10 protein-coding genes, 2 tRNA genes and 1 pseudogene are annotated in these 11,047 nt (G+C 36.6%); 3 read left to right on the forward strand and 10 right to left on the reverse strand.

Features of this window, described 5'->3' with window-relative positions:
* The first annotated feature begins 407 nt into the window (after positions 1-407).
* Positions 408-898: pseudogene (locus tag AC1DND_RS10540) on the forward strand (sigma factor-like helix-turn-helix DNA-binding protein).
* A gap of 240 nt (positions 899-1,138) precedes the next feature.
* Here the strand turns inward: AC1DND_RS10540 and AC1DND_RS10545 are convergent.
* The 10 genes from AC1DND_RS10545 to AC1DND_RS10590 all read right to left on the reverse strand — a co-directional run bounded on the left by AC1DND_RS10545 (position 1,139) and on the right by AC1DND_RS10590 (position 8,817).
* A complete protein-coding gene (locus AC1DND_RS10545; protein WP_477581451.1) occupies positions 1,139-2,002 on the reverse strand; it encodes an AMP nucleosidase in 864 nt (287 codons plus the stop codon).
* Positions 2,003-2,008: 6 nt separating this feature from the next.
* On the reverse strand, positions 2,009-3,106 hold the full coding sequence (clpX, locus tag AC1DND_RS10550) for an ATP-dependent Clp protease ATP-binding subunit ClpX (protein WP_477581452.1): 1,098 nt from the start codon (positions 3,104-3,106) through the stop codon (positions 2,009-2,011).
* Positions 3,090-3,797 carry an ATP-dependent Clp endopeptidase proteolytic subunit ClpP gene (clpP, locus tag AC1DND_RS10555; RefSeq protein ID WP_307531483.1) on the reverse strand — a complete coding sequence of 236 codons (708 nt, stop codon included), beginning with the start codon at positions 3,795-3,797 and terminating at the stop codon, positions 3,090-3,092. Before clpP ends, clpX begins: the two co-directional genes overlap by 17 nt.
* Positions 3,798-3,854: 57 nt before the next feature.
* Positions 3,855-4,214 (reverse strand): four helix bundle protein, encoded by a 360-nt coding sequence (locus AC1DND_RS10560; protein ID WP_477581454.1) that lies wholly within the window; start codon positions 4,212-4,214, stop codon positions 3,855-3,857.
* Positions 4,215-4,266: 52 nt separating this feature from the next.
* Complete coding sequence (tig, locus tag AC1DND_RS10565) at positions 4,267-5,616, reverse strand: trigger factor (protein ID WP_477581456.1); 1,350 nt, start codon at positions 5,614-5,616, stop codon at positions 4,267-4,269.
* A 169-nt stretch (positions 5,617-5,785) separates the two neighbouring features.
* A tRNA-Leu gene (locus tag AC1DND_RS10570) sits at positions 5,786-5,867 on the reverse strand.
* 471 nt (positions 5,868-6,338) lie between these two features.
* Positions 6,339-6,420, reverse strand: a tRNA-Leu gene (locus AC1DND_RS10575).
* Positions 6,421-6,667: 247 nt separating this feature from the next.
* Complete coding sequence (locus AC1DND_RS10580; RefSeq protein ID WP_477581458.1) at positions 6,668-6,970, reverse strand: hypothetical protein; 303 nt, start codon at positions 6,968-6,970, stop codon at positions 6,668-6,670.
* Between the two features lie 77 nt (positions 6,971-7,047).
* Positions 7,048-7,851 carry a helical backbone metal receptor gene (locus tag AC1DND_RS10585; RefSeq protein ID WP_477581460.1) on the reverse strand — a complete coding sequence of 268 codons (804 nt, stop codon included), beginning with the start codon at positions 7,849-7,851 and terminating at the stop codon, positions 7,048-7,050.
* 87 nt (positions 7,852-7,938) lie between these two features.
* Positions 7,939-8,817, reverse strand: coding sequence for an AraC family transcriptional regulator (locus tag AC1DND_RS10590; protein ID WP_477581462.1), 879 nt, complete (start codon positions 8,815-8,817; stop codon positions 7,939-7,941).
* Positions 8,818-9,023: 206 nt separating this feature from the next.
* On the opposite strand from AC1DND_RS10590, the gene AC1DND_RS10595 reads away from it, so the two are divergent.
* Together AC1DND_RS10595 and AC1DND_RS10600 are read left to right on the forward strand one after the other, a co-directional pair.
* A complete protein-coding gene (locus tag AC1DND_RS10595; protein ID WP_477581463.1) occupies positions 9,024-9,788 on the forward strand; it encodes an SDR family NAD(P)-dependent oxidoreductase in 765 nt (254 codons plus the stop codon).
* A gap of 14 nt (positions 9,789-9,802) precedes the next feature.
* Positions 9,803-11,023: an enolase C-terminal domain-like protein gene (locus tag AC1DND_RS10600; protein WP_477581465.1), complete on the forward strand. Its 1,221-nt coding sequence runs from the start codon at positions 9,803-9,805 to the stop codon at positions 11,021-11,023.
* Positions 11,024-11,047 lie beyond the last annotated feature (24 nt).

Raw genomic sequence — 11,047 nt, forward strand, 5'->3', positions numbered from 1 at the left:
GTTAATAATTAAGCCGATTTCTTGTTTTGATCTTTATTCATGCAACCTGACAAAAACTACATGATCAAAAACACCCCATAATAATGGCTTTTATTATTTGCTTTAAATAGTTGAAAAAATAAGAAACGTCATATTTATTCAATCATTTAAAGTACAAACATAAATAAATAATTATTATAATTCAAAATATATTTATTGATTTACAATAAATAATACTCGAAAAACAATCATAATACAGTTATTCAGACATACAATGTCAGAATTTTGTTTGGAATGATTTTTGCTATAAGTAAAACTGTAAAAAACTTGTGCAAACAGTAACATTTTCAGCATTTTATCCTTTCGGATTGCTATACAATTTCGTAACTTTGCACACTCAATAATTAAAGAGCACACAATTCGTATAAATGAGACAACTCAAGATAACGCAATCCATTACCAACCGTGAAAGTCAGTCATTAGATAAATACCTACACGAAATTGGCAAAGTAGATTTAATAACAGCAGAAGAGGAAGTAATTTTAGCAAGGAAGATTCGTGAGGGCGATCAGGCTGCATTAGAGCGATTGACTAAGACCAACTTGCGTTTCGTTGTATCTGTTGCAAAACAATATCAAAATCAAGGCCTAACTTTAGGCGATTTAATCAATGAAGGTAACTTAGGATTAATGAATCTTTATCAGAAGAAATTAAACGTTCTTTATCTACTTTAACCGAAAGAGAGAGAGAAATTATCGTTTTATTCTTCGGCTTAGGCTCTAACCATCCCCTTTCTCTAGAAGAAATTGGTGAGAAATTTAATTTAACCCGTGAACGTGTCCGTCAGATTAAGGATAAAGCTTTACAGCGTTTACGTCATACATCAAGAAGTAAAATCTTAAAATCTTATTTAGGATAAGATTTTAGATTTTAATAAATATTAAAAGATCGGCAAATGCCGGTCTTTTTTTGTTTAAATAGATTTACTTTTATGCAGGTAAAAGAGTCCGATGCAAAGTCTTAACAAAAATGATTGCCTTACTTGATGCGTCATGCTGAATTTATTTCAGCATCTAACTTGTTAATAATTCAAGCCGAAAAGATCCTGAAACAAGTTCAGGATGACGATCCCTCTAATTACAACAGTACTTAACTTATGTTAAAACAACAAATGTTTTACCGTTAATCCGTTATTGATTAATTGCTTTAATGAGTCGATACCAATTCTTAAATGTGTTTCTACGTATTTCTCGGTTACAGTACTATCGCTTTCGGCAGTTTTAACGCCTTCTGGAATCATCGGTTGATCGGAAACTAAAAGTAACGCGCCTGCTGGGATTTTATTGGCAAAGGCCGTAGTAAAAATCGTAGCTGTTTCCATATCCACTGCCATCGCCCTTAAAGTTTTCAAGTATTTTTTAAATTCTTTATCGTGCTCCCAAACCCTCCGGTTGGTGGTATAACAGGTTCCGGTCCAATAATCTCTGCCATGATCGCGTATGGTTGTAGAAATCGCTTTCTGCAAGGCGAATGCTGGCAATGCAGGCACTTCTGCCGGCAAGTAATCATTCGATGTACCTTCACCCCTGATTGCGGCAATAGGCAAAATTAAATCGCCTAATTGGTTCTTCTTCTTTAAACCACCACATTTACCTAAAAACAAAACAGCCTTAGGTTTAATGGCCGTCAATAAATCCATCATGGTTGCAGCCAAGGGGCTTCCCATACCAAAGTTGATAATCGTAATACCATTTGCGGTAACACTTTGCATAGGCTTATCTAAACCCATAACCGGTGCATTATCGTTCCATTCCGAAAACATGGTTACATACTTACTGAAATTGGTCAGCAGAATATAATCGCCAAATTGATCTAAGGGTCTGCCAGTATAACGTGGCAACCAATTTTTAACAATTTCATCTTTCGATTTTAACCCCGATTTAACAGGAGTTTCTACTTCTTTTACTTTTTTTGATTTCGCTACAATTTCCTCGTCTTTTTTTACTTCTTTTTCTTCGTTCATATTCTTTTAGTTTTGAGCATAGCGCTTATATTCCATTGCTTTATCTACAATAAAATTTAAAACATCTTCATCAAAAACAAGCTTTACGTCTTCATAAGCAAAAAGCTTTACATACTGCTTGATCAATGAATTTTTAGGTGCGGTTAAAATGTTTCTTAAAGATTCTTTATCCAATGGGTTTAAATGAGAAAGAACCGGTATACGACCAATTAATTCTGGAATTAATCCAAAAGATTTCAAATCCTGAGGTGTAATATACTTATAAAGATTTTTAAGATCTAAAACTGTCTCATCTTTCTTTACTTTATAACCTACGGCCTGCGTGCGTAAACGGTTGGCAATTTTACGTTCAATGCCATCAAATGCCCCTCCACAGATAAATAGAATGTTATTCGTATTTACCGGGATCATTTTCTGATCTGGGTGCTTACGTCCGCCCTGAGGTGGAACGTTTACAACCGTACCTTCTAAAATTTTCAATAAAGCCTGTTGAACACCTTCTCCCGATACATCACGTGTAATGGATGGGTTATCACTTTTACGCGCTACTTTATCTACCTCATCAATGTAAACGATACCGCGTTCAGCGGCTGTTACATCATAATCGGCAGCCTGAAGCAAGCGCGTTAAAATACTTTCAACATCTTCACCTACATAACCTGCTTCGGTTAAAACAGTCGCATCGCAGATACAGAATGGCACATGCAAAATTTTCGCAATGGTTTTAGCCAAAAGGGTTTTACCAGTACCTGTTTCGCCCACCAACATGATATTTGATTTTTCGATCTCGATCTCGTCTTTATCAACTTTTTGATTTAAACGTTTGTAGTGATTGTAAACGGCAACGGATAATACCTTTTTAGCATCATCCTGACCAATAACATACTGATCAAGATGTTGTTTAATTTCAAGAGGCTTTAATAAGTTTATCGCCTCTTGAATATTTTTTGTCCCTTTGGTCCCTAATTCTTGCGCAAGCAATTGATTGGCCTGGGTTACACATTTATCGCAGATAAACGCATCCATGCCTTCAATCAACATTAACGTTTCATGCTTGCCAGAATGGCAGAATGAACAACGGGATTCTTTATTTTGTTTCGCCATCTTTTTTTGCGTTTCTCGATAACACCTCATCAACCATACCAAATCCTTTTGCCTCTTCAGCTGTCATCCAGTAATCACGATCTGAAGCTTTCTCGACCCAATCATATGTTTGCCCAGAGTGCTCTGAAATAATATCGTATAATTCTTTTTTCAATTTCAACATCTCCCTCAGGTTGATCTCCATATCAGATGCTACGCCTTGTGCGCCTCCTGATGGTTGGTGAATCATTACTCTTGAGTGAGGTAATGCAGCACGTTTTCCTTTTGCGCCTGCTACCAATAAAACTGCTCCCATTGAAGCGGCCATACCCGTACAGATTGTAGCTACATCTGGTTGTATATATTGCATGGTATCATAAATACCTAAACCTGCATAAACCGAGCCACCTGGCGAGTTAATGTAGATCTGAATATCTCTATCGGCATCTGTTGATTGCAAAAACAACAACTGAGCCTGAATGATATTGGCATTCTGATCGTAAATTGCATCACCTAAAAAGATAATACGGTCCATCATTAACCTAGAGAAAACATCCATTTGCGCTACATTCAACTGGCGTTCTTCAATGATATATGGTGTCATGCTCTTAGGGTCCAGATTAGCCTGAGCAATAAATTTATCTACGTGTAAACCGCCAATCCCCTGATGTTTAACGGCAAATTTCCTGAATTCTTGTGAATCTATGTTCATAGTTATAGAGTTTGGCGTTTTGCGATAAGCGGGTTAAGCCTAAACCAAATACGCAAGTTATTTTAATAAATATTTCCTGAAGTTGGTTAATTTCCGTGCCAATTTATCTAATTCTTCAAGATAATCATTCAGTTCTATGTCAGAAATATATTTTCTTCTTTCTAAAACTACTAAAATATTTGCATTCTCAAAGGCAGAGCGATGCGCAATATTCAGATAATGAGCGAATTCCATATTGGAAACAGAACCTGAGCCTTCGGCAATATTATTAGATATGCTAAGAGCAGCCCCATTGAGCTGCTCTGCAAATCTGTATTTTTTATCAACTGACAATCGGTCAGCTATATCAAGTAATTTATCAGTTAATGCTATTGATAACTGCCAAACTTCGAGCGATTGAAATTTAAATTGAGCCATAACTCAATATAGCAATAGCACAATCATTTTCAAAGCGCCTTACGTCAACCGCTTACTTCTTATCCAGCGCAATAAACTTATCATAATCAATATCTTTTTGCTCTAAAGTAACAACAGATTTGATTTGTTCGAAAGTTTTTAATGCTTTTACCTCTTCGAAAACACGGTTTGCATTTTCTTTTTCCTGTAAAAACTGAACGGCATATTGAGCCAATTGATCTTCAGGAAGTGGGCTTGGACTGTACATTCTAAACTGTGCATCTAATTTAGCTTTAGCTGCCTGAACTACATCCTCATATTTAATTTCGATACTGTTATCTTTGATGATTTTGTTTTCGATTAAAGTCCATTTAAGGTTTTTAGCGAAATCATCATAACCTTCTGCCAACTCTTCGTCGGTTAATTTTTCGTTTGTAGCCTTTAACCAGCGACGTAAAAATTCATCAGGCAATTCGAAATTGTGTTTAGTTAAAAGTGCTTCATAAATATCGTTAGATAATTTACGTTCAGCATCCTGTTTAAACATACCTTCTACTTCTTCAGTAATTTTTGCTCTGAAACCAGCTTCGTCAGTTACAGTACCTTCACCAAATAATTTATCAAAAAACTCTTGATTTAAGTCTGACTCTTCTAAGCGGTTAACGTTTTTAACGTGAAGTTTAAAGCTTGCTTTTAACTCAGCAGCTTCTTCTTCCGAAATATTTAAAGCTTTAGCAATTACCGCAACATCTTCTAATGCTTTTTGGATATCTATGGTTACTTCATCATCTTTCTTTAAACCAATTAACGATTTAAGGATTTTTTTATCTTTAATCTGATCTAAACGAACAGTTGCAGTACTGGTGATACCACCTTCAACAGCAGTACCATCTGCAGCTACCTGAGTTAATTCAGTATAAAGTACATCATCATCAGCCGAAACCTCAGGATTAGTCATTTTACCATAGCTACGACGGATATTTTTGATACGGCTTTCTAAAGTTTCTTTATCAGCTTTAATTACGTATTCGGTAAATTTATCTTTAGATGAAAGATTTACATCAAAAGCAGGTGCTAAACCTAACTCATAATCAAATTCGAAATCATCTGTATTATCCCATTTAAATTCGCGTTCATCATCCATTTTAGGAAGTGGTTGACCTAAAATTTCTAATTTTTGCTCCGCGATATAGTTAGATAAAGTATCGTTTAACAAGTTGTTAACCTCTTCTACCAAGATACTTTTGCCATACATTTTTTTAATGTGGGCAGCAGGAACCATTCCTTTACGGAAACCAGGTAATTGTGCTTTTTTAGCTTGATCTTTAATGGCTTTCTCTACTTTTCCAGTGTAATCAGCAGGTGCGATTTTGATTTTTACAACAGCATTTAAGTTGCCGGTTTTTTCCTGTGTAATATTCATTTTTTCTGAGATATAGTAAGATGTGCTTTAGACGGGAGATATGAGATATGAGATTTGAGAAAAAACCATATATCGCCACAACCGGCACAGCACATCAATTTTTATTAATCAATGTTTTTAAAAACAAAACCGTTCCGATTTTTAAATCGGAACGGCCTTTATCTTGTTGTGCGGAAGAAGGGACTCGAACCCCCACGCCGTGAAGCGCCAGATCCTAAGTCTGGTGCGGCTACCAATTACGCCACTTCCGCAGTTAGGATGTTGTAAGGACTGCAAAGATAGAAACAAGATTGAATAATCAAAAGGCATTCGCTATATTTTATCTATTATTTTGGTCAAAAGCGGCTAACTATTTAGTTTTTAAGGAGAAAAAATTACTCAAAAGGTTTGCTGAGTGCTTTTGTGATGATGTATGCAGGCAAAGACTATAAAGAATTTGTAAATTAAAGCAGGCCTATTGCTGAAACAAAATATTGGTTTCGTTTCAAATAAATATAAGCCTTTATTTTTGGAAAGCAGGTCCGGTGGCATTTAGGATAATGCGGTCCTGCTCTCTGTTCTTTCCGATGAAAAATCGGAACCACTGCGATCAGGTTTAGGTGGCAAGGATAGGTGAAGTATCAATAGTTGAGTAACAGCGCGATAATACTGATTATAAGATCAAGAAGCTGTGAAATAAAAAAACCGTTCTGATGTTTAAATCGGAACGGTTGATGTTGTTGTGCGGAAGAAGGGACTCGAACCCCCACGCCGTGAAGCGCCAGATCCTAAGTCTGGTGCGGCTACCAATTACGCCACTTCCGCAGATAGGATGTTTTAAGGATTGCAAAGATATAAACTAAATTGAACAATCAAATCTTTGCAATACTTTGTGAAGAAAGAAAATTTAATTTCAATGGTCGAGCGTACATCTTTGCAGTCCCCTAAGCACTGTCCGTCATTTCCAGCTTGACTGGCAATCTTAATGCATTAGAAAAAAGTTAATGAACCATGGGTGAAGCTTTAGGAATCCCATTTTCAGGGAGACGCCATTGTCTTAACCAAATAGGTATCAAAATTTCACTAGCGTTACATCGATAAATTCAGGTCCGCCTTCTAATGGATAGCCAGAAACCTTTTTCCCTTTTATAGTAACCTTCTTATCTAAATAGGTATCTAGATTTATACTTGCACTTTTTAAGGCATAAGTTTTATTGTCGGTTTTTAATAAATGTGTACCGTACTGAAACGTAGTCATGCCTAATTTTTCAATTGTTCCACTTACAGTAACTGTAGTTGAGTTTCCTCCGTTTTTCATTGAACTGCAACTGGAAATTACAGCCACGAATAGGGATAGTATTAATACTTTTTTCATCGGATTATGATTTTTTATTGTAATGGTATGATAACGGGATAACTTAACGGTATGCTACAAATTATGAAAATTTGCCTTTAAAAGCTAATAATTTGCTTCTGAAACTCAAAAAAGTATTGCACGGCTTTAACCAATCTGCTTCCATACCAGCTAAACATTTCTCCGTCTACCAGTATAATTTTTGCTTCAGGAATGGCCGCTTGTATTTCTTCAATGTGTTTTTCTCCAAAAGGATAAGGCTCGGACGACAGTAGGATCAGTTCGCAATTTAAAGTTTTCAGTTCCTCTAGTGTAACCAACGGATAACGTTCTTGCGTAATCACATTCGTCATACCATTAATCAGCAGAATATCATCAATAAAGGTATTTTTTCCAGCAGCCATGTAGGGCTTGCGCCAAATAAGATAGGCAACCTTTTTATCAATATGCTGTTGAAGTGCAAGTGTTTTCAGATCATTAAATCCAGCAGAAATTAAATGGTTAAGATAACTAGCTTCTGGCTCACGATCCACAAGTTCCCCTATCTGTCCAATGGTTTTCATCGCGTCATCCAAAGTGAAAATATCGCTCATCCAAACAGGAAAATCTGCTGCGAGCTCCTCTATATCACTTTGCGTATTCTCTTCTTTGTTGCCAATAATCAAATCGGGTTTTAAATCTTTGATTAAATCGATGTTAAGCTTTTTTGTTCCACCAACCTTGGTTCTTTCTGCAAATTTTTCTATCGGATGGATACAAAATTTGGTCAATCCGATAATTTCCTTATCCAATCCCAAATCAAATAACAATTCTGTTTGTGAGGGCACGACAGAAATAATCCGTTTAGGTGGAAAATTGATGAAAATTTCCCTGCCCATTTGATCGATAAAGGACTTTTGCATGTTGCAAATATAGGATTTAGTAAAGATTAGTCTGTTTAAAGGAAGTCTTTTAAAAGAACATTCTTCATTCAGTAAATTTTTACCTCATCAATCTGCAAACAACATTTTTTTATATTCTTTTGGAGTAACGCCTTTTGCGAGCTTAAAAAATTTGTTAAAGTTAGAAAGACTGTTAAAACCACATATATAGGCCATTTCACTTATCTGGTGATCACTTTCGGCAATTAATTTACAGGCATGCCCAATTCTTACTTCATTAACAAAAGTGACAAAAGTTTTCTGTGTACGGTTCTTAAAATATCTGCAAAAAGCCTGTTTATTCATATTGGTCATCTCGGCAGCATCTACCAACAATATCTCTTTATTAAAATTATCAAAAACGTATTTCAAAATTTTGTCCATCCTATCATTATCTTTTAACTGATAGTTATTGGTATAACCCGGGCTCGCCAGTAACGCATAATCTTTATTTTGACAAAGCAGGTTTAAAATTTCGAGCACCCCTATTAAACGCGTTATTTCTTCTGTTGCCTGAGCAATTTTTAACAACAAAGGTTTTATTTCCTTTCTGGCCGAAAAGTTGAATTTCATTCCACGTTTAGCCAGTTGGAAAAAATTTTTAAGCTTCTGGATATTTTCTGGCTCATGAAAAATATCCAGTATTTTTTCGGGATGGAGAAAAAGCGAAATCGAATGTGCATGGATATTTGGTGTCGAATTGCTAAAATATTGCTGGCTATTGTGCCATACATGAGGCAAATTAGCGCCTACAAAAATCATGTCCTCGTTATTAAAATCTTCAATACTATCACCGATCATGCGGCGCCCTTCACTCTCAACGTTATAGGTGAGCTGGCATTCTTCGTGAAAATGGAATTCGGTAGAAAAGTAAGGTGCGTTTACAATCTTTATGCCGTAAACATCATTTACTTTTCCGTTAAGTATTTTGGCAAAAATCGGTTTCATTTGATATAGACTATTTCTTTACCATTAGTTATGATGCCTATTTGGTTATGAAAAACTAATTTACCATTTACATCTTAAATTACCAAATAACGTAAATAATTTAAGAAAAACAGCTAATATAACATCATTATTAGCGAATTATACCTCAGTTAATCTCTTTTTTCCTTAATAAATTAGCTATTACAAATGCTAACCAAATAACTAACATGCTTCATCATAAAATTATTGTACTAACAGGAGGTGCCGATGGCATTGGCTGGGAATGTGCAAAGGCTTATTCAAAAGCTGGCGCTACTGTTTGCATTCTTGATAAAAACCCAATAGCCGAAAACAAACTCTATGAACTCGAAACCGCGCAAAAAATAGCTATAACCTGCAATCTAGTTAACGAAAATGATGTAAAAGATGCTTTTAAAACGATCATAGAAAAGTTTGGTGTTATAGATGCTATACATAACAATGCAGGGATTGCGCATCCTTCAAAAACGCTCGATCAGACTACAGATGCTGAGTGGGATTTGTTGATGGATGTTAACCTAAAAAGCATTTTATATACCACCCGCCATGGCATCAAGCATCTTAAAAAAACAAAGGGTTGTATTTTAAATACCAGCTCGATGGTAGGCACAATAGGGCAAGATAATCATGCCGCCTATGTAGCCACAAAGGGTGCAATTAATGCATTAACGAAGGCCATGGCTTTAGATTATGCGCCATACAGAATACGCGTTAATGCGGTTTCGCCCGCAGCGATTAATACCCCAACCCTGCAATCATGGAGCAAAGAACAGCCCAACAAAGAAGAAATACAACATTACTTAGATAAACTTCAGCCATTGGGAAGCATGCCAGCCGGTGATGTAATTGCAGATGCTTGCTTATTCTTACTCAGCGATGCTGCCAGATTTATAACAGGAACTATTTTACCGGTAAGCGGTGGAGCCGAACTAGGATACAGAACCATCATATAATCCAGATTATTAACATGATAAACAAAATAGAAATTAGCGACAAACGATTTGAACTATCAACGGGTGCAGGCAGCGATGCTATACATAAAGATCCTCAATACTCTTATGCAGTTACCAATTTAACCAACGATAACGGCATAACAGGAACAGGCTTAGCCTTTACCCTGGGCGCTGGTAACGATTTGGTGTGCAATGCCGCTCAATTTTATGCTAATACCTTAAAGGGAAAAGATATTGAAGAACTGATGAACGATTTTGGACAGACTTTTCGCACGTTGTCAAACGAACAGCAATTTAGGTGGTTAGGGCCACACAAAGGTGTTGTACATTTAGGATTGGCTTCAGTAACCAATGCCTGTTATGATTTATGGGCAAAAAAACGCGGCGTACCACTTTGGAAACTACTGATCGATTTAAGTCCCGAAGAAATTGTGAATACACTCGATCTCTCTTACCTGGAAGATGTACTCACCAAAGAAGAGGCAATTGCCATGCTGCAAAGCCAAACCGATTTCAAAAAATCGAGGGAAGCTATTCTTGATATCGGTTATCCAGGATACGATACTTCTGTAGGCTGGTTTAATTACGACGATGAAAAGGTGCGCGAAAACTGTAAAAAGGCTATTGCCAATGGTTTTACCGCAATGAAACTTAAAGTAGGATCTGCCGACCCTAGGCGTGATATCAGAAGGGCAAACATTGTACGTGAAGTTGCTGGTGAAACCACAAAAGTAATGTTAGATGCCAACCAGCAATGGACGTTGCCACAGGCTATTTCCATATGTAATGAGCTTAAAAATATGAATCCTTTCTGGGTGGAAGAACCTACCCACCCGGATGATGTATTGGCACACCAGACTTTGGCTAAAGAAATTGCCCCTGTTAAACTGGCCTTGGGAGAACATGTACCCAACCGCATTATTTTTAAAAACTACCTGCAAACTGGCTGTACAGGTTTTGCGCAGGTAGATGCAGTACGTGTAGGCGGCGTTAGTGAATTCATTACGATTAGTTTATTGTGCAAAAAATTTGGCGTGCCGGTTGTGCCCCATGTTGGCGACATGGGGCAGTTACATCAGCATCTGGTACTGTTTAATCATATTGCCATGGGCCACGAAGCTTTATTTCTGGAACATATTCCCCATTTAAAACAACACTTTAAAAATCCGATTAAAATTGAAAACGGAGTTTACATCACTCCACAAGAAGCGGGAAGCAGCTGTGATTTAAAATAACCCAAAATCTAACCAAATATGATC

This window comes from Pedobacter sp. 01N416 (assembly GCF_056399685.1).

Excerpts from the sequence above, each read along its gene's own strand:
- AC1DND_RS10545 (WP_477581451.1), bottom strand. The coding sequence starts at position 2,002 with ATGAACGAAGAAAAAGAAGTAAAAAAAGACGAGGAAATTGTAGCGAAA.
- clpX (WP_477581452.1), bottom strand. The coding sequence starts at position 3,106 with ATGGCGAAACAAAATAAAGAATCCCGTTGTTCATTCTGCCATTCTGGC.
- clpP (WP_307531483.1), bottom strand. The coding sequence starts at position 3,797 with ATGAACATAGATTCACAAGAATTCAGGAAATTTGCCGTTAAACATCAG.
- AC1DND_RS10560 (WP_477581454.1), bottom strand. The coding sequence starts at position 4,214 with ATGGCTCAATTTAAATTTCAATCGCTCGAAGTTTGGCAGTTATCAATA.
- tig (WP_477581456.1), bottom strand. The coding sequence starts at position 5,616 with ATGAATATTACACAGGAAAAAACCGGCAACTTAAATGCTGTTGTAAAA.
- AC1DND_RS10580 (WP_477581458.1), bottom strand. The coding sequence starts at position 6,970 with ATGAAAAAAGTATTAATACTATCCCTATTCGTGGCTGTAATTTCCAGT.
- AC1DND_RS10585 (WP_477581460.1), bottom strand. The coding sequence starts at position 7,851 with ATGCAAAAGTCCTTTATCGATCAAATGGGCAGGGAAATTTTCATCAAT.
- AC1DND_RS10590 (WP_477581462.1), bottom strand. The coding sequence starts at position 8,817 with ATGAAACCGATTTTTGCCAAAATACTTAACGGAAAAGTAAATGATGTT.
- AC1DND_RS10595 (WP_477581463.1), top strand. The coding sequence starts at position 9,024 with ATGCTTCATCATAAAATTATTGTACTAACAGGAGGTGCCGATGGCATT.
- AC1DND_RS10600 (WP_477581465.1), top strand. The coding sequence starts at position 9,803 with ATGATAAACAAAATAGAAATTAGCGACAAACGATTTGAACTATCAACG.